The organism is Pseudomonas sp. B21-015, assembly GCF_024749285.1.
Lineage (GTDB): Bacteria > Pseudomonadota > Gammaproteobacteria > Pseudomonadales > Pseudomonadaceae > Aquipseudomonas.
Window position 1 is genome coordinate 4105472 of sequence record NZ_CP087196.1, and the last position, 22103, is coordinate 4127574.

The 22103-nt window shown below is 59.6% G+C and carries 24 protein-coding genes; 10 read left to right on the forward strand and 14 right to left on the reverse strand.

Annotated features, from left to right (window positions below):
- The first annotated feature begins 164 nt into the window (after window positions 1-164).
- Window positions 165-1112 carry a transposase gene (locus LOY38_RS18545; protein ID WP_258696476.1) on the forward strand — a complete coding sequence of 316 codons (948 nt, stop codon included), beginning with the start codon at window positions 165-167 and terminating at the stop codon, window positions 1110-1112.
- Window positions 1113-1225: 113 nt separating this feature from the next.
- Here LOY38_RS18545 and rssC read toward each other — a convergent pair whose 3' ends face one another.
- Both rssC and rssB read right to left on the reverse strand, forming a co-directional pair.
- Window positions 1226-1708 carry an anti-sigma factor antagonist RssC gene (gene rssC, locus LOY38_RS18550; protein WP_007935262.1) on the reverse strand — a complete coding sequence of 161 codons (483 nt, stop codon included), beginning with the start codon at window positions 1706-1708 and terminating at the stop codon, window positions 1226-1228.
- A complete protein-coding gene (rssB, locus tag LOY38_RS18555; RefSeq protein ID WP_258696477.1) occupies window positions 1708-2889 on the reverse strand; it encodes a two-component system response regulator RssB in 1182 nt (393 codons plus the stop codon). Before rssB ends, rssC begins: the two co-directional genes overlap by 1 nt.
- A gap of 276 nt (window positions 2890-3165) precedes the next feature.
- On the opposite strand from rssB, the gene LOY38_RS18560 reads away from it, so the two are divergent.
- Window positions 3166-3465 carry a PilZ domain-containing protein gene (locus LOY38_RS18560; protein WP_258696478.1) on the forward strand — a complete coding sequence of 100 codons (300 nt, stop codon included), beginning with the start codon at window positions 3166-3168 and terminating at the stop codon, window positions 3463-3465.
- A 72-nt stretch (window positions 3466-3537) separates the two neighbouring features.
- On the opposite strand, the gene LOY38_RS18565 is transcribed toward LOY38_RS18560, so the two are convergent.
- Window positions 3538-4227, reverse strand: coding sequence for a VacJ family lipoprotein (locus LOY38_RS18565; protein WP_258696479.1), 690 nt, complete (start codon window positions 4225-4227; stop codon window positions 3538-3540).
- A 199-nt stretch (window positions 4228-4426) separates the two neighbouring features.
- Between LOY38_RS18565 and LOY38_RS18570 the strand changes: the two genes are divergently transcribed.
- Together LOY38_RS18570 and LOY38_RS18575 are read left to right on the forward strand one after the other, a co-directional pair.
- Entirely contained in the window at window positions 4427-5047 is a 621-nt protein-coding gene (locus LOY38_RS18570) for an HAD family phosphatase (RefSeq protein ID WP_258696480.1), read from the forward strand.
- Window positions 5048-5156: 109 nt separating this feature from the next.
- Window positions 5157-5420: a DUF4404 family protein gene (locus tag LOY38_RS18575; protein WP_019649409.1), complete on the forward strand. Its 264-nt coding sequence runs from the start codon at window positions 5157-5159 to the stop codon at window positions 5418-5420.
- A 171-nt stretch (window positions 5421-5591) separates the two neighbouring features.
- Here the strand turns inward: LOY38_RS18575 and queF are convergent, their stop codons facing one another.
- Both queF and LOY38_RS18585 read right to left on the reverse strand, forming a co-directional pair.
- Window positions 5592-6422 carry an NADPH-dependent 7-cyano-7-deazaguanine reductase QueF gene (queF, locus tag LOY38_RS18580; protein ID WP_258696481.1) on the reverse strand — a complete coding sequence of 277 codons (831 nt, stop codon included), beginning with the start codon at window positions 6420-6422 and terminating at the stop codon, window positions 5592-5594.
- 61 nt (window positions 6423-6483) lie between these two features.
- On the reverse strand, window positions 6484-7020 hold the full coding sequence (locus tag LOY38_RS18585) for a plastocyanin/azurin family copper-binding protein (protein WP_258696482.1): 537 nt from the start codon (window positions 7018-7020) through the stop codon (window positions 6484-6486).
- Window positions 7021-7174: 154 nt separating this feature from the next.
- Between LOY38_RS18585 and LOY38_RS18590 the strand changes: the two genes are divergently transcribed.
- Both LOY38_RS18590 and LOY38_RS18595 read left to right on the forward strand, forming a co-directional pair.
- Window positions 7175-7855 carry a heavy metal response regulator transcription factor gene (locus LOY38_RS18590; protein ID WP_258696483.1) on the forward strand — a complete coding sequence of 227 codons (681 nt, stop codon included), beginning with the start codon at window positions 7175-7177 and terminating at the stop codon, window positions 7853-7855.
- Window positions 7855-9204, forward strand: coding sequence for a heavy metal sensor histidine kinase (locus tag LOY38_RS18595; protein ID WP_258696484.1), 1350 nt, complete (start codon window positions 7855-7857; stop codon window positions 9202-9204). Before LOY38_RS18590 ends, LOY38_RS18595 begins: the two co-directional genes overlap by 1 nt.
- A 140-nt stretch (window positions 9205-9344) precedes the next feature.
- On the opposite strand, the gene LOY38_RS18600 is transcribed toward LOY38_RS18595, so the two are convergent.
- From LOY38_RS18600 to LOY38_RS18610, 3 genes are all read right to left on the reverse strand, one after another.
- Window positions 9345-10589, reverse strand: coding sequence for a lipoprotein-releasing ABC transporter permease subunit (locus LOY38_RS18600; RefSeq protein WP_258696485.1), 1245 nt, complete (start codon window positions 10587-10589; stop codon window positions 9345-9347).
- Window positions 10590-10654: 65 nt separating this feature from the next.
- Complete coding sequence (gene lolD / locus LOY38_RS18605; RefSeq protein WP_258696486.1) at window positions 10655-11338, reverse strand: lipoprotein-releasing ABC transporter ATP-binding protein LolD; 684 nt, start codon at window positions 11336-11338, stop codon at window positions 10655-10657.
- A 7-nt stretch (window positions 11339-11345) separates the two neighbouring features.
- Window positions 11346-12596 carry a lipoprotein-releasing ABC transporter permease subunit gene (locus LOY38_RS18610; RefSeq protein ID WP_258696487.1) on the reverse strand — a complete coding sequence of 417 codons (1251 nt, stop codon included), beginning with the start codon at window positions 12594-12596 and terminating at the stop codon, window positions 11346-11348.
- A gap of 94 nt (window positions 12597-12690) precedes the next feature.
- Between LOY38_RS18610 and LOY38_RS18615 the strand changes: the two genes are divergently transcribed.
- Together LOY38_RS18615 and LOY38_RS18620 are read left to right on the forward strand one after the other, a co-directional pair.
- Window positions 12691-13272 (forward strand): PilZ domain-containing protein, encoded by a 582-nt coding sequence (locus LOY38_RS18615; protein WP_258696488.1) that lies wholly within the window; start codon window positions 12691-12693, stop codon window positions 13270-13272.
- A 13-nt stretch (window positions 13273-13285) separates the two neighbouring features.
- The gene (locus tag LOY38_RS18620) at window positions 13286-14008 is read left to right on the forward strand and encodes a glycerophosphodiester phosphodiesterase (RefSeq protein WP_258696489.1); all 723 of its coding nucleotides are present in this window, start codon (window positions 13286-13288) and stop codon (window positions 14006-14008) included.
- Between the two features lie 42 nt (window positions 14009-14050).
- Here LOY38_RS18620 and sthA read toward each other — a convergent pair whose 3' ends face one another.
- Together sthA and LOY38_RS18630 are read right to left on the reverse strand one after the other, a co-directional pair.
- A complete protein-coding gene (gene sthA / locus LOY38_RS18625; protein WP_258696490.1) occupies window positions 14051-15445 on the reverse strand; it encodes a Si-specific NAD(P)(+) transhydrogenase in 1395 nt (464 codons plus the stop codon).
- Between the two features lie 208 nt (window positions 15446-15653).
- Window positions 15654-16640, reverse strand: a complete 987-nt coding sequence (locus LOY38_RS18630) for an FAD:protein FMN transferase (RefSeq protein ID WP_258696491.1) — start codon at window positions 16638-16640, stop codon at window positions 15654-15656.
- A gap of 146 nt (window positions 16641-16786) precedes the next feature.
- Between LOY38_RS18630 and LOY38_RS18635 the strand changes: the two genes are divergently transcribed.
- The gene (locus LOY38_RS18635; protein ID WP_258696492.1) at window positions 16787-18088 is read left to right on the forward strand and encodes an MFS transporter; all 1302 of its coding nucleotides are present in this window, start codon (window positions 16787-16789) and stop codon (window positions 18086-18088) included.
- 130 nt (window positions 18089-18218) lie between these two features.
- Here LOY38_RS18635 and LOY38_RS18640 read toward each other — a convergent pair whose 3' ends face one another.
- Entirely contained in the window at window positions 18219-19640 is a 1422-nt protein-coding gene (locus tag LOY38_RS18640) for an MFS transporter (protein WP_258696493.1), read from the reverse strand.
- A 128-nt stretch (window positions 19641-19768) separates the two neighbouring features.
- Between LOY38_RS18640 and LOY38_RS18645 the strand changes: the two genes are divergently transcribed.
- Window positions 19769-20662, forward strand: a complete 894-nt coding sequence (locus LOY38_RS18645) for a LysR family transcriptional regulator (RefSeq protein WP_258696494.1) — start codon at window positions 19769-19771, stop codon at window positions 20660-20662.
- 22 nt (window positions 20663-20684) lie between these two features.
- On the opposite strand, the gene LOY38_RS18650 is transcribed toward LOY38_RS18645, so the two are convergent.
- The 3 genes from LOY38_RS18650 to LOY38_RS18660 all read right to left on the reverse strand — a co-directional run bounded on the left by LOY38_RS18650 (window position 20685) and on the right by LOY38_RS18660 (window position 21903).
- On the reverse strand, window positions 20685-20861 hold the full coding sequence (locus LOY38_RS18650; RefSeq protein ID WP_258696495.1) for a DUF1289 domain-containing protein: 177 nt from the start codon (window positions 20859-20861) through the stop codon (window positions 20685-20687).
- Window positions 20862-20864: 3 nt separating this feature from the next.
- Window positions 20865-21236 carry a hypothetical protein gene (locus LOY38_RS18655; RefSeq protein WP_258696496.1) on the reverse strand — a complete coding sequence of 124 codons (372 nt, stop codon included), beginning with the start codon at window positions 21234-21236 and terminating at the stop codon, window positions 20865-20867.
- A gap of 184 nt (window positions 21237-21420) precedes the next feature.
- On the reverse strand, window positions 21421-21903 hold the full coding sequence (locus tag LOY38_RS18660) for a GNAT family N-acetyltransferase (RefSeq protein WP_258696497.1): 483 nt from the start codon (window positions 21901-21903) through the stop codon (window positions 21421-21423).
- Between the last annotated feature and the right edge of the window lie 200 nt (window positions 21904-22103).

Below are 22103 nucleotides of genomic sequence, written 5' to 3' on the forward strand. Positions count from 1 at the left end.
GATTCTGACTGTTGACGCAGTACAGATCCGTGGGAGATTTCGCCCCTCCTCCTTTCACCCAAGCGCCGATAAAGAATGCATCTGGCTAGACCGACGATAGGAACAAGCCTGCGCCTCTGAGTGAGCCCTTCAAGTGTTCAAAACCATATCCCGGAGGAAATACAATGGCAATGCCGGTTTCTGTCACACAGCCGATCGTAGGCGTGGATGTCGCCAAGAACGAACTGGTGATCTATCGCGCCGAACTTGACCTGCTTGAAGAGATTCCCAACAACAAAGCAGCCATCAAGACGTGGTTGAAGGCCTTGCCAGGGACAGTCGCGGTAGCTATTGAATCGACCAATATCTATCACCTGGAGTTCGCTGATCTGGCCTATGAGGCCGGCTGCACGATTTACATGGTGGGTGGCTATGAGCTCAGCCATTACCGCAAAGGGGTGAATGTCCGTGCCAAAACCGACGCGCTGGATGCCAGGCTGCTCGCTCGCTATCTGAAGAACGAAGGTGATGATCTTCATCCATGGACCCCGCCATCACCGCTGTACCGCCAGCTCCTGAGCCTCTTCCGTCGTCGCGCAGCCTTGGTTCAGGCGCGGGTCGGCCTGGTGCAAAGCTGGGCGAATGAGCCACTGTTGAAGACAGCTTTTGCCGAGCAAGTGAAATCCATGCAGCAGCTTGAGGCGCTGGTCGAAAAGACGATTAATAATCATCTGAAGGAAGCCGGCTTGCTCGGTCAGTTGAAGCGTTGCGTGAAAGTTGAAGGCATTGGATTTTTGACCGGAGCCCGCTTGCTCACGGCGTTTCAGCGGGGCGACTTCAGAAACGCGGATGCCTTTATTGCCTTCCTGGGAATGGATCTGCGCGTGTCGAAGTCAGGACAAAAGGATGGTCGTCGGAGTCTGACCAAGCGAGGTGACCCGGAAGCCCGCCGGCTTTTGCACAATGCAGCCATGTCGGCCAGCCGTACGCCTGCCTGGAAAGGCTTTTACGAAGAGCAAAGAGCTCGGGGCTTCAGCACCACTCAGGCGCTGGTGATACTGGCTCGCAAGCTTGCTCGGATCGTATTCGCTCTGCTGAAAGGGCAGAGCGAATACCAACCAAAAGCCGGTTGAGGGCTTCCCCTCAACCATAGAATCTCCCACAGGATTTATGGTATGGCTGAGATTGGTGTGGAAGCGAGCCTGCTCGCGATGGGGGCAGAGCGACCCTCCATCACTTCAAAGGATCAATGCCGCTCCAGCGCATTCACCAGGTCATGAAACGCCTCACGATTGGAGTCGTTCAGGCCCATGAGGATTTTGTGCGCTTCGAGGACTTTGATCCGCACCACTTCTTCAGACTGGTCCTGGTCTGGAAGGTCGGTCAGGCATTCAGGGCATGGAATCGGGCGGTCAACGATGTTGAACACTTGCTCGAAGCCCATGGACTGCAGCAGACGGGTGATGTCTTCGTGGGTGGTGACGACGGTCGGCAGCAGGCCGACCTTTTGCCGCGACAGGATCGACAGTTTGGCCAGCAGCCCCAGGGTGGTGCTGTCGATGCTGCGGGTTTCGGTCAGGTCGATCACGATGGCGTTGAAATTCAACGCGGTGAAGATCCGCTCAATAGTCGCATCCAACGCCGAACACAGGGTCAGGCGAACTTCACCGACGAACTTCAGGACGAAGGTGCCGTCCTGCTCGGCGAACTGGATTCTACCGGTACTCATTAAAGATTCCTGCTCAACACCAACAGGGCGATATCATCCGGCATCTCCCCTAGCGTGGCCAATCCGAAAACCTGGCGCAGACCATCCAGGCTGCCGCCCGCCGCCTTAACCCGTTGAGGCAAGGCAGCTTCTTTATCTTTGAGTGTGGGTTCTGGCAAAAGGTCCAAAATGCCATCAGACATCAGCGTCAGGCTGAACACTGGTGGCAATTCCAGTACGTGGTCTTCGTAGGTGGCTTCATTGAAGAGGCCCACCGGCAGACCGCGCCCTTCCAGGTAACGAACACTGTCTGGCGTGTACAACACAGGCAACGGCAGATGACCGCCGATGCTATAGGTCAACAAACCTGTCTCCTCGTCGATGACTCCACCGACCATTGTGACGTGTTTGCCCAGCTTACAACTGATCAGGCCCCGGTTGATATGACCAAGGACTTCTGAAGGCTTGAATTCCGGCAATGTGCCATTGCGCTTGGATTCGAACAGCAAGCGCGTGGTCATGAATTTCAGCAGCACAGTGACGAAGGCTGAAGAGGCGCCATGACCGGAAACGTCTGCCAAATAGAAGGCTACCCGTCGCTCGTCGACCCGAAAGTAGTCGACGAAATCGCCCGACAGGTACAGTGACGGGATGATCTGGTGGGCAAACTGGAACTCGTTGATGCTCCAGGGGCTGACCGGCAGCATGTTCATCTGCACCTGGCGACCGGCGTTCTGGTCTTCCTGGAGCAGGTTCAGGCTGGCTTCGAGCTCGCGGTTGGCCTTTTCCAGCTTCTCGCGGTAGCGCTGGTTTTCCAGCAGCAGACGCGCACGATCCAGGGCCCGGCGCACGGAGTGCTCGAGCACGGCCAGATCTTCGAGAGGCTTGATCAGGTAGTCCGCCGCGCCCAGGCGCAGGGCTTCGACGGCGTCGTTCATCACGCCGGCGCCCGAAACCACGATCACCGGGGTTTGTGGCGACAGCTCGGTGACCTGGCGAATGAGTTCGAGTCCGCCCATCTGTGGCATGCGCAGATCGCAGATGACCAAGTCGGGCTTGTTTTGCTCGAATACCTGAAGACCCTGCTGGCCATTGCTGGCCTGCAGGACACTGAAACCACTGTCTTCCAAGTAGGCCGCGAGGCTCGCGCGCACTACCTCGTCATCATCGATTATCAGCAGCGTGGCACTGGTTTTTGGCATGTGGGCAAACGGCGCCAGAATTAGGTTGGCGTAGCAGGCTGGGCATTTGGCCCTGCGCACACTACTGGATTCGCTTTCTAGCCTCTCTGCCGCACCGTTTTCGAGCGTTTGCCCTACTCACAGGTCCACCAGAGGTGCCCTTCTAAGGCGCAGACGGTACTCCCATCCGCGAGGTGTTTCAAGCTCACGCCGATGGTCGCTTGACGTCTTTACTTGTCAAATCACCGGGAGTTATAAGAACAGGCAAATCCGTAACCCAAAGGAAGGACCGAGCCCATGAGCCAAACCGATCGGGACTACAGCGAAAAGCGCGATTTCATCCGCATGCGGGTTGATGCCGATGTGTCGCTGATTCATGAAGGCGATGAGGTGCAAGCCGTCTGTATTGACCTTTCCAGCAGTGGCATGCAGGTTGAGACGCCCCGCTTGTTCAAGGTCGGCGACCGGCTCAGCGTGCGGATCGATTCCGATCACGCAGCGCTGAAAGGCCTTGAGGCCGACACCGAGGTGGTGTGGGTGAAAGAACAGGACGGTGGCAGTCAGAAACTCGGCCTTACAATCCTGAAGATGAAATAACCCGATTCAACCCGCAAACCAAACGAAAGAAGGCGGCCAAAATGGCCGCCTTCCTCATTTTACCGGTCGAGATTAGAAATCGTCTTCGACCTTACCGTCTTTGACTTTGAATTCGCGGTTTTGCAGGTACGCATTGCGAATAAAAGTGTATTTGTCGCCGCTGACCAGTTTCTCGGCCGACAACAGGCTGGCGCGAGTGTCGGCGATGTTCAGGCCGAAAATCGAGTTACGCACCGGCACGTCGTTGATGTAAGGGTACGGACCGGTATAGCCGTCGACATACCTGGAAGGCGCATCACGCAAGGTGCTTGGGCCCAGGAGCGGCAGCATCACGTACGGGCCGCTGCCCACGCCCCAGTAACCGAGGGTCTGGCCGAAGTCTTCGTCGTTGCGATGCAGCCCCATTTTGGTGCCCACGTCGAAGAAGCCCAGCAGGCCAAAAGTGGTGTTGAAGATCAAACGCGCGGTGTCGACGCCAGCCGCAGCGGGTTTGGCCTGCAACAGGTTGTTGGCGAGGTTGGTCACGTCGCCGACGTTGCGGAACATGTTGTGGATGCCGTCTTCCAGAAACTGCGGCGTGACGAACTGGTAGCCCTGAGCCAACGGCTTCAGTGCGTAAGTGTCGACAAAGTCGTTGAATTTGTAGATCGGGCGGTTGATGCTTTCCCAAGGGTCTTCTTCCGTGGCAGCCTGAGCCGCGAACGGAACCAGCAATACACTGGCACACATACAAAGCTGAGCGAGATGATTGCTCCAGCGCATAGAAAACTCCTTGGATTTGTACTGGCGCGGGCGCTTGGCCCAGTCGCAAAGGTCGCTAGTATATGACGGAAAACCCTGTTTAGGCAGCATCGTACGCGAGGCCCTACGGATGATACGTTTGACTGCGCGCCATTCATATCCGTGTCACTCAACTGTCACCGTCCACGAATAGTCTTGTTACTATTTCAAGGATGTTGATATGCCACGCGCCGAACCGTCGCCTCTCATTGCACCCAGCCTGACCGCTGTACTGTTCGGCCTCAGTGGATGTCTGGTGGATTTCGGCGCACGCACCCGCCAATCCGGCACACTGACTGCCGAGCATGCCGAAGCCACGCTCGGCGCTCTGGATAGCCTGTCCAGCTTGCAGCGCCAACAGATTCCTTGCGCCTGGCTCGATGAACTGCCCCCCGCCCTCACCCACTCTCTGGCCGCAGCACTCCCGGACTGGATCAAACCTTCGCAACACCCGGCAACAATCAATCCATGGCCGGCCCCGAACGCCTGCTGGCAAGCCTTGATGGCGTTGAATGTCGAACGTCTGGACGGCTGCGTGCTGGTCAGCGGCGAACCGCGATTGCTGCAATCGGGCCTGAACGCCGGGTTGTGGACCATTGGTCTGGCGTCCTGCGGCTCGCTGTGCGGGCTGGCCCCGAGCGAATGGCAGGCCTTGAGCCAAAAGGAACGGGAATACCTGCGCGGCAAGGCGACGATGCAGTTGTTCGGCCTGGGCGTGCATTCGGTGATCGATCATCTAGGCGAACTCGACACTTGCCTGGCCGATATCAGCCTGCGCCGTCTCAAGGGCGAAAAGCCCTGATCGAGATCATGCAGTTTGCCCGGGAGTGGATTAATCTAAAGGTCAGCCATAGACCTTTGGCGCGCCGCTGCGGTCTATGCCAGTGCCTATCGATAAAAGGAAGAACGCCATGCCTGCCCGCGAACTGCAAGAACAGCTCAACAAACTGCGCGAGCAATTGGAACAGAATCCACCACTGACCGAAGCCGAGCGCGAAGACCTGCACGCGCTGATGCAACAGATCCAACTGGAGCTTGAGCTGGAAACCAAAACCCAGGACACCAACCTCGCCGACAATGTGAACCTGGCCGTCGAGCGCTTCGAACTCGAACATCCCACCCTGGCCGGCACCTTGCGCAACATTGTGCAAGCCTTGGGCAACATGGGGATCTGAACTCCCGGATGCAAAAAAGCCCCGCTATTGATAGCGGGGCTTTTTAATGTCTGCAACCTGAAATGCAATCCCTTGTGGGAGCGAGCCTGCTCGCGATGGCGGAGTGTCAGTCAACATCAATGTTGAATGTAACGGACTCATCGCGAGCAGGCTCGCTCCCACATTGGATATTTACTGACGTACCAGGCGATGGTTCGGCAATTGCACTTCTTCGGTGCTGCGATACGGGTTGATGTCCAGCCCGCCGCGACGCACATACCGCGCATACACCGTCAGTTTCTCCGGTTTCAGCAACCGCTGCAGGTCGAGGAAAATCCGCTCCACACACTGCTCATGGAAATCCGAGTGCTGACGGAAACTCACGATGTATTCCAGCAAACTGGCGTGATCCAGCGCCGCGCCACGATACTCCACCGCCACGCTGCCCCAGTCCGGCTGACTGGTGACCGGGCAGTTGGATTTGAGCAAATGACTGTGCACACACTCTTCAACAATGCGCGACTCATCGCACCGCAGCAGCTCCGGACGCGGATGCTCATAGTTGCTGACGCTGATGTCCAGGTCATCGATGCACACACCCGGCAACGCCACGACGCCTTCTGCCTCAACATCTTTCAGGCTGCGAACCCGTACGCCCACCGGTTTGCCGGCAGCGGCCGAGAGGTCTTTTACCAGCGTCGATTCAAGGCTCGCGGTGTCGGCAAACACCGTTTGGTTCAGCGAGTTGAGGTACAGCTTGAACGACTTCGATTCGATGATATTCGGCGAATCCGCCGGAACGCTGAATTCGCCGATCGCCACCACAGGCTTGCCGGACGGCAACAGCCACGACAGTTCGAAGCAGTTCCAGAAGTCCACGCCCTTGTACGGCAGGGTTTCAGCCGTCAGGCCCAGCTCGGTCCATTTCGCGGTGCGCGGGATCGGGAACAGCAAGGACGGCGTGTAGGTGGCGATGTATTCGCTGGATTTGCCCAGCGGCGAATGTTCGGCTGCGGGATGCATGGCGGAAACCTGACTGAAGAATCAGCGGATTCTACCAGCCTTTGCTCCCGCCTTTGAGTGCTTACTGACTGACTGTCAGATTGCCGACCATACCAGCCTGATAATGGCCGGGGATGTTGCAGGCAAATTCCAGGTTAGTGGCCTTGGTGAAGGTCCAGGTCAGCTCGGCGGTTTTACCCGGCTCCACCAACACGCTGTTGGGGTCGTCGTGCTTCATGTTGTGATCCATGGCGCCGTGATCCATTCCAGCCATGGAGCCGTGGTCCATTGCCTTCATGCCTGTAGGCATCAGCATGCCGCTTTGCTGCATCTGGAGCATTTCCTGCTGATGCTTGGCATGCATCGCTGCGTCGCCGAGGTTGAATTCATGCAGCAACTGGCCTTTATTCACCAGTACCAAACGTACGGTTTCCCCGGCCTTGATCTCGATCGCCTTGGGGGTGAAGGACATGTCGCCCATCACCACCTCAATGCTGCGGGTAGCCTGGGCGGCCGAGGCCGGTTGACCGAATTCGTAGGACTGCGCCGGCGAGGCCTCTAGCCCTACACTCAGTATCAGCAAGCAAGCGGCCAATCCCAGACGATTTCGCAAAAACATAGTCGCACTCCAACAAGATGAGGTTCAGCTTGTGGGAAACTCTAACCAGCGGGCTCTGCCAGCCACCTGACAGGCAGATTACAACTTTGTCAGGTTGGCCTGCATCGTCGCCGCCCACGGTATAACGCACCTGTTCCAACTGCCCGAGTCGCCCATGAAACTGCTGATTGTCGAAGACCAACCGAAAACCGGCCACTACCTGCGCCAGGGCTTGACCGAGGCCGGTTTCAATACCGAACTGGTGGCCGACGGCAGCACCGGCCAGCAACTGGCCTTGAGCGGCGATTACGCCTTGTTGATTCTCGATGTGATGCTGCCCGGTCGCGACGGCTGGCAGATTCTGCAAGCGGTGCGCGGTGCTGGCCTGGACACGCCGGTACTGTTTCTTACAGCGCGAGACGCAGTGGAGGACAGGGTCCACGGCCTCGAACTGGGCGCCGACGACTATCTGGTCAAACCTTTCGCCTTCTCCGAACTGCTGGCCCGGGTTCGCAGCCTGCTGCGTCGCGGCAGCGCCACACCTCAGGAAACCAGCCTGCAACTGGCCGACTTGCGTCTGGACCTGATCCGCCGTCGGGTCGAACGCAACGGTCAGCGCATCGACCTGACCGCCAAGGAATTCGCCTTGCTGGAAATGCTCCTGCGGCGTCAGGGCGAAGTTCTGCCCAAGTCTCTGATCGCGTCTCAAGTGTGGGACATGAATTTCGACAGCGACACCAACGTCATCGAAGTGGCGATCCGCCGTTTGCGCCTGAAGATCGACGACGATTTCCCGAACAAGTTGATCCACACCGTGCGTGGCATGGGTTACGTCCTTGAAGAGCGCCCCGCCTGATGCGCCGACTTTCATTAAGCAATCGCCTGGCGCTGCTGTTCGCAGCCTGCACCGCGGTGGTGTCGTTGTTCGCCGGTGTATTGTTCAGCCGCGCCAGCGAGGCGCACTTTGTCGAGCTGGATCAGCAGTTGCTGGACGGCAAACTGATTGGCTTGCGCCGGGCGCTGGATGACATTCGGTCCAGCGAAGCCGAGGCCAGGCTGGCCGATGAATTGAGCCGACAAGCCGATCTTTCGCTGCGCATCATTGGCAGTGACGGCCAACGGCTGTACGACAGCTCGGCCCGCATACCCAAAGACTTGCCACGCCAGCCAGGCCTGTCGACGATGAGCGACGACGGCACGGATTACCGCGTCTTGAACGCGCCGTTGCACCCCGACAAAGCTGATTCGCCGCAACTGACCCTGCTGCTAGACATCACCCATCACCAGCATTTTCTACAGCGCATGCAGCATCTGATTTGGCTGACGGTCGGCTTGTCGGCCCTGGCCACCGCCCTGCTCGGTGCCTGGGCGGCGCGCAGTGGTTTGCGCCCGTTGCGACGCATGAGTGCGGTAGCCAGCGGTGTTTCCGCACAATCGCTTAACGCACGGCTGCCAGAAGCAGACATGCCGCCGGAGCTAGCGGAGATGGCCCACAGCTTCAACGCCATGCTCGGACGCCTCGACGACTCTTTTCAGCGGCTTTCGGCCTTCTCTGCCGACATCGCCCATGAACTGCGTACGCCGCTGTCGAACCTGCTGACCCACACTCAGGTCACGCTCACACGCCCTCGCCCCCTTGAGGATTACCGCGAAGCGCTGCACAGCAACCTCGAAGAACTGCAATGGATGGCGCAACTGGTCAACGACATGTTGTACCTGGCCAAGGCTGACCACGGCTTGCTGATGCCCAAGCGCGAACCGCTGGAACTGGCGCAAGAAACAGACGTGTTGCTGGAGTTTTTTGCGCCGCTGGCCGAGGACGCTCAGGTGAAGTTGAGTCGTGAGGGCAGCGCAAGCATGCAGGGCGACCGTAGCATGTTGCGCCGGGCGCTTTCCAACTTGCTGGACAATGCGTTGCGGTTTACACCGGTCGGTGGCGAGGTGCGGGTGAAGATTGTCGAGCAACCGAACGGCTTGAGCCTGACCGTTGAAAACAGTGGTGAAGGGATTTCTGAAGACTTGTTGCCGCGTTTGTTTGACCGTTTCTACCGGGCCGACCCGGCGCGCCGGGAAGGCAGCAGTGAGCATGCGGGGCTGGGGTTGGCGATCACCCAATCGATCATCCGTGCCCATGGTGGGCAGATTCGTTGCGAATCGGATAACGGATGGACGCGGTTTGTGATTGAGTTGCCGAAGGGGGATTGAGGGCCCCAGGGCCGGCCCTATCGCGGGCAAGTCGGATCGCCGCATCGCCGCTCCCACAGGGTTTCGAGTCGTTCACAGCATTGTGATTCAACTCGGTCACTGTGGGGGCCGGCTTGCCCGCGATAGCGATCTACACAGGCTTACGAATACCGCAACGCGGTAGCCGGCTCGACCTTCGCCGCCCGCCACGCCGGATACAGCGTCGCCAGAAAGCTCATGATGAAACCGGCGGAACAGATCAACAACACATCCGCCCCCTGCAATTCGGACGGCAAGTTACTGACGAAGTACACATCGGAACTGAAGATGTGCTGCCCGCTGACCCGCTCCATCCAGCCCACCAGTTCACTGACGTTCAACGCCGCGATCACGCCCAGCACGCCGCCAATCAAGGTGCCGACAATCCCGATCACCGTGCCCTGCACCATGAAGATCGCCATGATCTGCCGAGGTGTCGCGCCGATGGTGCGCAGGATCGCGATGTCCGCGCCCTTGTCGTTCACCACCATGATCAGGGTGGCGATGATGTTGAACGCCGCCACGGCCACGATCATCAGCAACAACAGGCCGATCATGGTTTTTTCCATCTTCATTGCGCTGAACAGACTGCCCTGGGTGTGGGTCCAGTCGTCAGCCTTGTAAGCGGCGCCCAGGCCCGTCGCGATATCGCTCGATACTTGCGGCGCAGCGTACAGATCCTTCACCGCCAGACGCACGCTCTGCACCTGATTCGGCTGCCAGTGCTGCATCTGCGCGGCATCGGCCATGTGAATCAGCGCCATCGAACCGTCCAGCTCGGCGCCGACCTTGAACACGCCCACCACGTTCAGCCGCTGCATGCGCGGGGTGATGCCGCCTGGTGCGGTGCTGACTTCCGGCACGATCAGGGTGATCTTGTCGCCGACATTCAAACGGAAGCGGCGAGCGGTGATCTCGCCGACCACCACGCCGAACTCGCCCGGCTTCAAGGCGTCGAGACGTCCCTGAACAATGTGCTTGGCAACGATCGACACCTTGCCTTCCAGCGCCGGGTCGACACCGCTGACCTGGATCGGCTGCATCGTGCCCTTGTAGGACAGCATGCCTTCCATCTCGGTGAACGGCACGGCGGCGGTGACTTCAGGATTCTTCATCGCCGCGGCGGCCACCGGCTGCCAATCGTCGATAGGGTTCACGCCGACGATGGTCGCGTGGGGCACCATACCGAGGATGCGCGAACTCATTTCGCGCTGGAAGCCGTTCATCACCGACAGCACCACGATCATTGCCAGCACGCCGAGGGCGAGACCGATCATCGAGGTCATCGAGATGAAGGAAACAAAGCGATTGCGGCGCTTGGCGCGGGTATAGCGCGTGCCGATAAAGATCGATAACGGTCTGAACATTCGCTGGGGCACCGTATAAAAATAAAAGACCCGACGCACTGTTCAGTGCGCCGGGTTTCAGCCAATCAGATGGGGGTCAGGCAACCTTCCTGCAAATGCAGGACGCGATCCATCTGGCGAGCCAGGTTCATGTCGTGGGTCACCACCAGGAACGCCGTGCGCATCGAGGTGCTGAGTTCCAGCATCAAATCCTGAATGCCCTGGGCGGTGTGGGAGTCGAGGTTGCCGGTCGGCTCGTCGAGCATCACCAGGCCTGGCTTGTTCACCAGGGCACGGGCGATGGCCACACGCTGGCGTTCACCACCGGACAATTCCGCCGGTTTGTGCTCCAGACGATGACCCAGCCCTACCCGCTCCAGCAACGCCGTCGCACGCTGACGCGCTTGCGGGATCGCGGTTTTACCGATCAGCAGCGGCATGCAGACGTTTTCCAGCGCGGTGAACTCAGGCAGCAAGTGGTGGAACTGGTAAACGAAACCCAGCGACCGGTTGCGCAACAGGCCACGGGCCTTTTCGTTCAACGCCGAGAGCTCTTCACCGGCCAGCCAGACGCTGCCCTTGGTCGGTGTATCGAGGCCGCCCAGCAGGTTGAGCAAGGTACTTTTGCCCGAACCCGACGTACCGACGATCGCCACGCGCTCACCCGGATGCAGTTCCAGTTGCAGGCCGGCCAGAACCTCTACCGATTCCGGGCCTTCCACGTAGGATTTGCCCAGGTTGCGGCAGCTCAAGATTGCTTTATCACTCATGCCCGACTCACTCATAACGTAGCGCCTCCGCAGGCTGGGTGCGCGCGGCACGCCAGGCTGGATACAGGGTGGCGAGGAAACTCAGGACCAACGCGGCGGCGCAGACCATCAACACATCCTGGCTCTGCACTTGCGACGGCAGGTAATCGATGAAATACACGTCGGCGTTCAGGAACTTGTGGCCAATCAGCCCTTCAAGGGCCGAGATCGCGGCGCTGACGTTCAGCGCGGCGAAGATCCCGACCACGGCGCCAATCAGCGTACCGACCACGCCAATGACCGTGCCCTGGACCATGAAGATCGCCATGATTTGCCCCGGCGTGGAGCCAAGAGTGCGAAGAATCGCGATATCGCCCTTCTTGTCGTTCACCACCATCACCAGCGTGGAAATGATGTTGAACGCAGCGACGGCGACGATCAGCAGCAACAGCAGGCCGATCATCGCTTTCTCCATGCGGATCGCCTGATACAGATTGCCGTGGGTGCGGGTCCAGTCGCGGGCGTAATACTTGTCTTCGCCAAGCTGCTGGGCGATGGTCCACGCGGTGCGCGGCGCCTGGAACAGGTCGTCGAACTTCAACCGCAGGCCCTGGACCTGATCCGGTTGCCAGCGGTGCAGCTTGGCCAGATCCTGCAGGTTGGTGAGGCCCAGATAGCCGTCCAGCTCACCGGCGCCGACATGGAAGATGCCGACCACGGTAAAGCGTTTCATGCGCGGGAACATCCCGGCCGGGGTCACGGTGACTTCCGGCGCGACAAACGTCAGCTTGTCGCCGACCGCCACGCCGAGCTTGGCCGCGGCCTTGTCGCCGATGACGATGCCGAAACTGCCCGGCGCCAGGTCGTCGAGTTTGCCCTGCTGCATGAAGTTATCGATGATCGACACCTGCCGTTCCTGCACAGGATCGATGGCATTGAGCAGCACTTTGGACACCCTGCCGTTGTTGGTCAGCAGGCCCTGCATCTGGACGAAGGGCGCAACCGCCGCCACCTGCGGGTTCTGCTTGACCTTGGCGGCCAGGCTTTGCCAGTCGCTGATCGGCTCGCCAGACTCGATGGTCGCGTGGGGCACCATGCCCAGCACGCGGGTGCGCATTTCATGATCGAAGCCGTTCATGACCGACAGCACGACGATCATCACGACCACGCCGAGGGCGAGTCCGATCATCGAGGTCAGGGAAATGAACGACACAAAATGATTGCGACGCTTTGCACGGGTATAACGCGTGCCAATAAATACGAAGAGAGGTCTGAACATGTCGGGGCTTGTTCGGAGGGAAAAGGAACGTCCTTGTGGCGGGGGTCGATAACCAGCTTTACACTCAGACCACCGCCGCTACCATGGGTTCGCCATGTCGACATTAGATGAAGAAGATCGCCGCGAATACTACCGTATCGAGGACACGATCGCACTGGAAATTAGGTCCCTGTCTGCTCCCGAAGCCGCAGGCCAGGAAGTGTTGCAGGATGCTTCCCCACTGTTCAACCTGCTCAGCGAACTGCACCTGAGCGAATTCGAGTCCCAACACCTGCTGCGCCAGATCAGCGAGCGCGACCGCAACACTGCCGCTTTCCTGAAATCACAGAACAAACGCATCGATCTGCTAAGCCAAGTGGTCGCCCTGACCGTACTCGGACAGATCGGCGAACCACAGCCAGTGATCATCTCCGAAGGGGGCATCGACTTTCAGCATCCGACGCCCATCGCCATCGGCGCGCACCTGTCGGTCAAACTGGTGCTGATGCCGCAAGCCCTCGGCCTGTTGCTGCGGGCCCGTGTCACCCATTGCGACCGCAAGGGCGACGGCTATGACATCGGCACCGAGTTCGAATACTTGTCCGATGCCCAGCGGCAATTGCTGGCCCGCTATATCTTGCAGCGTCAGGCACAAGAACGACGCCTGGCACGCGAACAAAACGAAACCGGCCATTAATTAAGGAAGAACCGTGACTCTCATCTACGGCCATCGCGGCGCCAAGGGCGAAGCACCGGAAAACACCCTGACCAGCTTTCAGCAATGCCTCAAGCACGGCGTGCGCCGCTGCGAACTGGACCTGCACCTGTCCAGGGACGGCGAGTTGATGGTCATCCACGACCCGACCCTCAAGCGCACCACCGACCGCCGCGGCAAAGTGGCCGAGCACACGGCCGCGCAATTGGTGACCTACGACGCGCGCAAGGGCGGCCCGGGCTGGATCAAGCCCTGCCCGATTCCAACGCTGGAAGAATTATTCGAGAAATGCGACTTCGAGCATTGGCAGCTGGAAGTCAAAAGCGCTTCACGCACCCGTGCCGCGACCACCGTGCTGGCGATCCGTGAAATGGCGCAGCGTTTCGGCATGCGGGACAAGATCACGATTACGTCGAGTTCGCGCGAAGTGTTGAAAGCCGCGCTGGACCTGGTGCCGGACGTGTCTCGCGGACTGGTGGCCGAGTACGCCTGGCTCGACCCGCTGAAGGTCGCGCAAAACTATGGCTGTGAGATGCTGGCGCTGAACTGGACCCTGTGTACGCCGGAACGCCTGCAGAAGGCGCAGCGTCAGGGGCTGCATGTGTCGGTGTGGACAGTCAACGAGCCCGCGCTGATGCGCAGGCTCGCCGACTTCGGCGTTGACAGCCTGATTACAGACTTTCCCGGTTTGGCCACTGCCACGCTCGAGAATTGCTGAAATCGGTCTCCCCGGCCGGCTCAGGCCACCGGCCGGAGCCGCTCAAAAAAGCCGGTTGAGGCCATCGTACGCCGCTACCCGATAGGCTTCGGCCATGGTCGGGTAGTTGAACGTCGTGTTGACGAAGTACTTCAGGGTGTTCTGTTCGCCCGGCTGGTTCATGATCGCCTGACCGATGTGCACGATCTCCGACGCCTGATAACCGAAGCAGTGAACGCCCAGCACTTCCAGCGTCTCGCGGTGGAACAGGATCTTCAGCATGCCTTGCGGCTCGCCGGCGATCTGCGCACGCGCCATGCTCTTGAAGAACGCCTTGCCCACTTCGTACGGCACCTTGGCCTGAGTCAGCTCCTGCTCGTTCTTGCCGATCGAGCTGATCTCCGGAATGGTGTAGATGCCGGTAGGCACGTCGTTGACGAAGCGCCAGCTGTTGTTATCGACAATGCTGCCAGCGGCCGAACGGCCCTGGTCGTGAGCGGCACTGGCCAGGCTCGGCCAGCCAATCACGTCACCGGCACCATAAATGTTCGGCACGCAGGTGCGGTAGTTCTCGTCGACTTCGATCTGGCCACGGCTGTTGACTTTCACGCCGATGTTTTCCAGACCCAGTGCGTCGGTGTTACCGGTTCGACCGTTGCACCAGAGCAAGGCGTCGGCCTTGATCTTCTTGCCGGATTTCAGGTGCAGGATCACGCCGTTGTCTACGCCTTCGACGCGGTCGTAGTCTTCGTTGTGGCGAACCGTGATGTTGTTGTTGCTGAAGTGGTAGCTCAGGGCCTGGGAAATCTCCGAGTCGAGGAAACTCAGCAATTGACCACGGTTGTCCACCAGCTCAACCAATACACCCAGACCACTGAAGATCGACGCGTATTCGCAACCGATCACGCCGGCGCCGTAGACGATGAGTTTGCGCGGTGTATGGCCGAGGCTGAGGATAGTGTCGCTATCGTAGATACGCGGGTGATGGAAATCGATGTCTGCCGGGCGATAAGGACGCGAGCCAGTAGCGATGATGATGTGCTTGGCCACCAGTTTTTCGACCACGCCATTGGCGCACACCACTTCGATGGTTTGCTCGTCGGCGAAGCTGCCGGTGCCGAAGAACACGTCGACGCGGTTACGGGCGTAGTAGCCGGTGCGCGAGGCGACTTGTTTGGCGATGACTTTTTCAGCGCTTTTCAACACGTCCGGGAACGAGAACCAGCGCGGTTCGCCAATCGCCCGGAACATCGGGTTGGTGTTGAACTGCATGATCTGCCGGACCGAGTGACGCAAGGCCTTGGACGGGATGGTGCCCAGGTGGGTGCAGTTGCCGCCGACCTGCCGACGGCTATCGACCATCGCCACCTTGCGCCCTGCCTTGGCGGCGTTCATTGCCGCGCCTTCCCCCGCCGGGCCGGAACCCAACACCACCACATCGTAGTTGTAGACAGCCATGCGTACTCCTCAGAACAGGCCGCGGCGCCCTCGGCACCTGCGGCTAAATCACGCCGATCGGCGGCGCGAAGGAACAATTTGGGGCCAGTGCAGAACCCGGACACAGTCTATAGAAGCGTCAACGCCGCGCACATTAACCCTTGGTCGCGTCGTAGGCTAGTTTTGCCTGCACTACAACGCCATCGAAAAATGCTTTTTGATGCCGCAATCACTCGGTTTTCTCACCCGCCAGGCGTTCAAAAGCCTGATTGGTGCGTGTAACAAACCCTGTATCGGCACGAATCACAAAGAATGCAGCAATGTCATGGGTTTGGGCATAGTCCCAACCCCGTTCAGGGCCAAGAATCAGCAACAGCGTCGATAAGCCATCGGCCATCAATGCTGAAGGATGAATCACCGTGACTGATGCCAGGGTGTGCAGGACCGGTGTTCCGGTGCGGGCATCAAAGGTGTGGGAATAGCGCCGACCACCCTGCTCGAAATAATTACGGTAGTCGCCGGAGGTGGACACGCCGTAGCCGTCGACAGCGATGATGCGTTTGGCCACTTGTTGGTCATCGCGAGGCTCTTCCAGGGCGATGCGCCATGGTGAACCGTCGAGTTTTTTGCCGACGGCCTTGAGCTCGCCGGTGGCTTCAGCTAGGTAGTCGTGGATGCCCAACGCTTCAAGTTTTGCGGCAATCGTGTCGACCGCGTAACCGGCCGCGATGCTGTTGAAGTCGACCTCGACCGCAGCATCCTTGCACAACCGGTCACCGTCGATGCGCAAGTGGCTGTGGCCGACGCGCTGCTGCACCTCGGCCAGCGCTTCGGCACTCGGGACTTTTTCCTCACGCGCTTGCGGGCCAAATCCCCAGAGGTTGAGCAGCGGCTCCACCGTCAGGTCATAGGAGCCTTCGCTTTGCGAAGACAATCGCTCGCCGACGCGGACCAATTCGAGGATCGGCGCAGGCATTGTCTGGCAGTGGTTGGCGGGCAAGTTATTGAAGCGTTCGATGTCGGAGTCACTGCGATAGGTCGACATCTGCTGATCGATATCAGCGAGGATCTTTTCGACCTGGACGCGGACTTCCGCCGGGGCGGGAAGACCGGCATGGCGCACGTACTTGATCGAATAACTGCTGCCCATCGTCGGGCCGTCGAAGCGTTCCAGGCTGTCGCCGTTGCCGCAACCGGACAAAACACCGACCAGCATCACAAGCCCACGCCACCGTCCAGTTAACAAATCTTCATCTCCCCTCAAAACCGCGCCCGCCATTATGGGCCTCAGAGCGCATGGGAGCGAGGCCTGCCCCGGCGCCAGTCAGTCAAAACAAGACTTACCAGCGTGAGTACCTACAAATGTCTTCCAACACGAGCAAAGGCAAAGCGATTTTTCGCGTTGTCAGCGGTAACTTTCTCGAAATGTTCGACTTCATGGTCTACGGCTTTTACGCCACGGCCATTGCCAAAACCTTCTTTCCTGCCGATAGCGCGTTTGCTTCACTGATGCTGTCGCTGGCCACTTTCGGCGCCGGCTTCCTGATGCGTCCGCTGGGGGCGATTTTTCTCGGCGCCTACATCGACCGCCATGGCCGCCGCAAAGGCCTGATCATCACACTCGCGATGATGGCCGCCGGCACCGTGCTGATTGCCTGCGTGCCGGGTTACGCCACGCTAGGTGTCGCGGCGCCACTGATCGTATTGTTCGGTCGTCTGTTGCAAGGCTTCTCGGCAGGTGTGGAACTGGGCGGTGTGTCGGTGTACCTCGCCGAAATCTCCACACCGGGCCGCAAAGGCTTCTTCGTCAGTTGGCAGTCCGCCAGTCAGCAAGCTGCGGTGGTATTCGCCGGCCTGCTCGGCGTGGGTTTGAACCATTGGCTGAGCCCCGAAGAAATGGGTGAGTGGGGCTGGCGCGTGCCGTTTCTGATCGGCTGCATGATCGTGCCGGTAATCTTCGTGATCCGCCGTTCGCTGGAAGAAACCCCGGAGTTCCAGGCACGTAAACACCGCCCTACCCTGCAGGACATCGTCCGCTCGATCGGTCAGAACTTCGGCATCGTCCTCGCCGGCATGGCGCTGGTGGTGATGACCACGGTGTCGTTCTACCTGATCACCGCCTACACCCCGACCTTCGGCAAAGCCGAACTGCATTTGTCGGATCTGGATGCGTTGCTGGTGACAGTGTGCATCGGCCTGTCGAACTTCTTCTGGTTGCCGGTGATGGGAGCGCTTTCCGACAAGATCGGACGCAAACCCCTGCTGTTGGCAGCGACGATTCTGGCAATCCTCACGGCTTATCCGGCGCTGTCGTGGCTGGTGGCGAACCCCAGCTTCAGCCATTTGCTGATTGTCGAGTTGTGGCTGTCGTTCCTGTATGGCTCGTACAACGGCGCCATGGTGGTGGCCCTGACCGAAATCATGCCGGTGGAAGTTCGTACGACCGGTTTCTCCCTGGCCTACAGCCTGGCGACCGCAACGTTCGGGGGGTTCACCCCTGCGGCCTGTACGTACCTGATCCATGTGCTGGACAACAAGGCGGCGCCGGGGATCTGGCTCAGTGGCGCGGCGGTGCTGGGATTGATCGCAACGCTGGTGTTGTTCCGTGGCAATCGTCATGCGTTGCGCACGGCGCAAGCGGCAATCGTCGGCGGCACTCACTAAAAGGTGCGGAACCTGTGGGAGCGGTACGGCGCCCTTACGCTGAGTCACATCGAGGAAGTTGACGCCAATCGCCTCCTACCGCGACGTACGGGGGAGTATCGGCATTCGATTTCAGTTGAACAATATAGCTTCACTGCAGTTCATTACTGCATGCGGTGCAGCAGTGTGAAACTCGCGGCGCCAATGCGATAACAAAGGCCAGGACGATCAACACCCCGGCGACGGCAAACGTGATCCGCATACCGTTGGCGATGGCTGCGGGAGAAGCTGTGGTGATGTCTGCCGTCGCCGAGGCGAGCGTAAACACAGCGCCCATGACCGAGGCCCCGGTGATCAGCCCAAGATTGCGCGACAGGCTGAGCAGGCCGGAAATCACGCCGCGCTGGTCCGGGCGGATGTCGGTCATGATCGCGGTGTTGTTGGCCGCCTGGAACAACGCGTAGCTGGCCGTGATCACCGCAATGGGCGCGAGGTAACCGAGGATACCGAACCCCGCGGGCATCATCGATAAAGCACCCGCACCGAGCACCATTGCCGCGAGCCCGACAAGGGTCATGCGTCGAGTGCCAAAACGGTCCACCAGGCGACCGGCCGGTACACCGCTCAATGCAGCCACCAGCGGGCCGACCGACAAGGTGAGGCCGACAAGCGCCGCACCGAGCCCAAGTGCACCCGAAAGATAAAACGGCCCGACCACCAGCGTCGCCATCATTACCGTCGAAACGAGCGTGCTCATGGCCAGGCTTGCGCTCAATCCCGGCTGCCTGAACAGCGCCAATTTGATCAATGGCGATGCAACCGTGGCCTCAACGAATATGAAAATTCCAGCGCCGAAAACTGCCGCCAGCAACAGCGCGATATTGAGCGGACCAACATCACCGTGGCCGATCGTCATGGCGAGCGCGTACGCCGCGAGCGTCAGCGCCAGCAGCAACGTGCCTGTCTTGTCGAAGCCCGCCCGCCCCGCTTTCGCCCGCCGCGAGTCCGCAGGCAAATAGCGATACGCGAGCCAGATATTCAGAACACCCAGCGGCACGTTGATCAGAAAAATCGCCTGCCAGCCTACGCCGGCGATCAACATCCCACCGAGCGACGGCCCCAGCGTAGTGCCGATCGCCGACATCGTTCCGAGCAATCCCATGGCGCTGCCGGTCTGTGCTTTCGGCACCGTCTCGCCGACAAACGCCACGGTCAGCGCCAGCATGATCGCCGCCCCGAGCCCCTGCACTGCCCGGGCGCCGACCAGCCACCCAAGCGACGGCGCCACACCGCACGCCAGCGATGACAGGCTGAAAATAGTGATGCCCGCCAGCAGCAAGCGCCGACGGCCGACGATATCGCCGAGCCGTCCGACACTGACGATCAGCGTGGTGATCGCCAGCAGATACGCCAGAACGATCCACTGCACGTGCTGGAAGGAAGCATCGAACGCCTCGGCCAACGTCGGCAATCCTGTATTGGCAATGCTGGTGTCGAGTGAAGGCATCAACATCGACAGCGAAAGGCTCGCAAGCGCCCAGCGCACCGAACCTGATTGAGTGATGAGTTTCATTATCTGGCCACGTCTGAAAGGTAGATCAGCAGCGTATGCCCGTGCATGACAAGGCGGAAGGCGCATGCTTTGCACTTGATAGTTGCGTTCAACGCCATGCCACCCCAACGCCGTGCTAATGTTGAGGCATGACGACACCTGACCTGAATTTGCTGATTACCCTGGACGTGCTGCTCGCCGAAGGCAGTGTCGCGCGCGCCGCCCAACGACTGCGCCTGAGCCCGTCGGCCATGAGCCGGGCGCTGGCACGATTGCGCGAAACGACGGGCGACCCGCTGCTGGTCCGGGCCGGACGCGGCCTGGTGCCGACGCCCCGGGCGCTCGAATTGCGCGAACACGTCAGTCGTTTGGTGCAAGACGCCGAAGCGGTTTTGCGCCCCGCCGAACAACTCGACCTCAAGCACCTGGTGCGCACGTTTACGCTGCGCACCAGCGACGGTTTTGTCGAAAACTTCGGACCGGCGTTGATAGCCCGCGTCAGTGAACAAGCGCCCGGCGTGCGCTTGCACTTTGTGCAGAAGCTGAGCAAGGACAGCGCCGCGCTTCGTGACGGTTCCGTCGACCTGGAAACCGGCGTGGTCGGCGGCACGACGAGCCCGGAGGTACGTACCCGCGCGTTGTTCGAAGATCGTTTCATGGGCGTCGTGCGCAGGGGGCATTCGCTGAGCGAGGGCGAAGTCACCGCCTCCCGTTATGCCACAGGCCGGCACATCCTGATCTCACGGCGCGGGCTCGATAAGGGCCCGATGGATCAAGCCCTGGAAGCGCTGGGGCTGGAGCGGGAGATCGTCACCATCGTCGGCGGCTTCTCGGCCGCGCTGGCGCTGGCTCGCGCCTCGGACCTGATCGCCACAGTGCCCGCGCAACATACTCGAAACCTGCGCGCCGGCCTGCACAGTTTCGCTCTCCCGTTCGACTTGCCGCCGATCACCATTTCGATGCTCTGGCACCCACGGATGGATGCCGATTCGGCGCATCGATGGTTGCGTGAATGTGTTCGAGAGGTTTGTGCGCGGCCCTAGAGCTTCAGACTTTTCACAGGCTTCACCTTTTCTGAAGCCCCTTCAACCGCAAACTCGCACGTTGCACCGCCGCCATTTTCTCCGGACGCTTCATGCGTTTCCATTTTCTGATGTCGTCCTTGGTGCGACCACAACTGACACACAACTCACCGCTCAACTGGCAAACGGTAATACACGGATTTTCGATGTCCTTGGCCACGCTTCAACCCCGCGTCGAGCGCTTGGGCGCCAAGCGTTGCTGCCAGTTGCCGGCATTGGCGCGCTGACATTGTTCTTCCGAATCAAACTGCACATGGGCCGCTACCGGGCTGACGAGAACGTCCGCTTCACTTAACGCCACGGCCGTCAGTTCGACCATGCGCTCGCCCTGCCCGCTCGCCAGCGCCTGATTCTTGTTGGCCTGCGTATCGAAGACCCAGATCACCTTCAGGCTGGAAGGAAAGGCGTTGTAATCAACTTCATGGGTCAGCCAGCAGAACCCGACTATTTCCGCTTTGGCTGTTTCACACGCCTCGGTCAGGCTGGCGACCAGGCGGCGTTCGAGGTGTGCCTGATCGCGTTTGCTTAAAGACATCGGGTGGATCCTTGGGTGGCGGTCAACGGAAAAGGCTCATCATACGATACCTTCCGTCACTCGCCTCTCTGCGTCATTGCCCGTGCGCCCACCCCGGTTGGTGTTCAGATCTGATCTGAAAGTTTCTGTGTTTGTGCTCGCGAAGAGGCCCAAATAAACAGCACAAATCCCGGCCCCAAAATACTCAGAGCCCCCCAGTCTTTCTCATTTGTATAAGCGCTACACGGCGCCCATCCTGCGACACCCGCTCCTCAACCCCAAACGGCACAAACCCAAGCTGGGGATACAAAAGCAGCCCCGCCGTGTTCTCGTTGAAACACGAAAGCTGCACCTCGCTTGCCCGATGACGTTCAAACGCCAGTGCCACCATCGTTTCCACCAAAAACCTCGCGACACCTTTCCCCCGAGCCTTGGGCGAAACGATCACATTGCCGATCGCGCAAACGCCATCGCGCTCAAACGCATAAAAGTTAGCAAAACCGACAACAGCATTATCCCCTTCAACCACCGTTGAGTCCGAGCGTTGAGCAATCGATGCTCGCAGCTGAGCTTCCGTCAGCGGGTACTGCGCCTTCGGGAACATGAAAAAAAGCTCTTGGGGATTTTGAGGAAAGTCGCAAATCGTCAACACATCTTCAGCACTGACGGGGCGGTGGGTGAGCAGCATTGGTTTGGTTCCATCCAAAGGTCGGTGCGACAGATTACGTTTTGCCGACGCTGGATAAAAGAGACTCGTAACAGCGGCTCCATCTCGAGGGCTCAGGTAAAAGACTATGCCTATCACCCCCCAATACTTCACCTATTAGCTGACTGCTTTATAGGCGTCTAACCTTACTGGAGCGCTGGCGTGAGCCGGCCGGTTGAGAC

What these genes read in the sequence shown, in the direction of transcription:
- LOY38_RS18545 (WP_258696476.1), top strand. Translation starts at nt 165, where the DNA reads ATGGCAATGCCGGTTTCTGTCACACAGCCGATCGTAGGCGTGGATGTC.
- rssC (WP_007935262.1), bottom strand. Translation starts at nt 1,708, where the DNA reads ATGAGTACCGGTAGAATCCAGTTCGCCGAGCAGGACGGCACCTTCGTC.
- rssB (WP_258696477.1), bottom strand. Translation starts at nt 2,889, where the DNA reads ATGCCAAAAACCAGTGCCACGCTGCTGATAATCGATGATGACGAGGTA.
- LOY38_RS18560 (WP_258696478.1), top strand. Translation starts at nt 3,166, where the DNA reads ATGAGCCAAACCGATCGGGACTACAGCGAAAAGCGCGATTTCATCCGC.
- LOY38_RS18565 (WP_258696479.1), bottom strand. Translation starts at nt 4,227, where the DNA reads ATGCGCTGGAGCAATCATCTCGCTCAGCTTTGTATGTGTGCCAGTGTA.
- LOY38_RS18570 (WP_258696480.1), top strand. Translation starts at nt 4,427, where the DNA reads ATGCCACGCGCCGAACCGTCGCCTCTCATTGCACCCAGCCTGACCGCT.
- LOY38_RS18575 (WP_019649409.1), top strand. Translation starts at nt 5,157, where the DNA reads ATGCCTGCCCGCGAACTGCAAGAACAGCTCAACAAACTGCGCGAGCAA.
- queF (WP_258696481.1), bottom strand. Translation starts at nt 6,422, where the DNA reads ATGCATCCCGCAGCCGAACATTCGCCGCTGGGCAAATCCAGCGAATAC.
- LOY38_RS18585 (WP_258696482.1), bottom strand. Translation starts at nt 7,020, where the DNA reads ATGTTTTTGCGAAATCGTCTGGGATTGGCCGCTTGCTTGCTGATACTG.
- LOY38_RS18590 (WP_258696483.1), top strand. Translation starts at nt 7,175, where the DNA reads ATGAAACTGCTGATTGTCGAAGACCAACCGAAAACCGGCCACTACCTG.
- LOY38_RS18595 (WP_258696484.1), top strand. Translation starts at nt 7,855, where the DNA reads ATGCGCCGACTTTCATTAAGCAATCGCCTGGCGCTGCTGTTCGCAGCC.
- LOY38_RS18600 (WP_258696485.1), bottom strand. Translation starts at nt 10,589, where the DNA reads ATGTTCAGACCGTTATCGATCTTTATCGGCACGCGCTATACCCGCGCC.
- lolD (WP_258696486.1), bottom strand. Translation starts at nt 11,338, where the DNA reads ATGAGTGATAAAGCAATCTTGAGCTGCCGCAACCTGGGCAAATCCTAC.
- LOY38_RS18610 (WP_258696487.1), bottom strand. Translation starts at nt 12,596, where the DNA reads ATGTTCAGACCTCTCTTCGTATTTATTGGCACGCGTTATACCCGTGCA.
- LOY38_RS18615 (WP_258696488.1), top strand. Translation starts at nt 12,691, where the DNA reads ATGTCGACATTAGATGAAGAAGATCGCCGCGAATACTACCGTATCGAG.
- sthA (WP_258696490.1), bottom strand. Translation starts at nt 15,445, where the DNA reads ATGGCTGTCTACAACTACGATGTGGTGGTGTTGGGTTCCGGCCCGGCG.
- LOY38_RS18630 (WP_258696491.1), bottom strand. Translation starts at nt 16,640, where the DNA reads ATGCTGGTCGGTGTTTTGTCCGGTTGCGGCAACGGCGACAGCCTGGAA.
- LOY38_RS18635 (WP_258696492.1), top strand. Translation starts at nt 16,787, where the DNA reads ATGTCTTCCAACACGAGCAAAGGCAAAGCGATTTTTCGCGTTGTCAGC.
- LOY38_RS18640 (WP_258696493.1), bottom strand. Translation starts at nt 19,640, where the DNA reads ATGAAACTCATCACTCAATCAGGTTCGGTGCGCTGGGCGCTTGCGAGC.
- LOY38_RS18645 (WP_258696494.1), top strand. Translation starts at nt 19,769, where the DNA reads ATGACGACACCTGACCTGAATTTGCTGATTACCCTGGACGTGCTGCTC.
- LOY38_RS18655 (WP_258696496.1), bottom strand. Translation starts at nt 21,236, where the DNA reads ATGTCTTTAAGCAAACGCGATCAGGCACACCTCGAACGCCGCCTGGTC.
- LOY38_RS18660 (WP_258696497.1), bottom strand. Translation starts at nt 21,903, where the DNA reads ATGCTGCTCACCCACCGCCCCGTCAGTGCTGAAGATGTGTTGACGATT.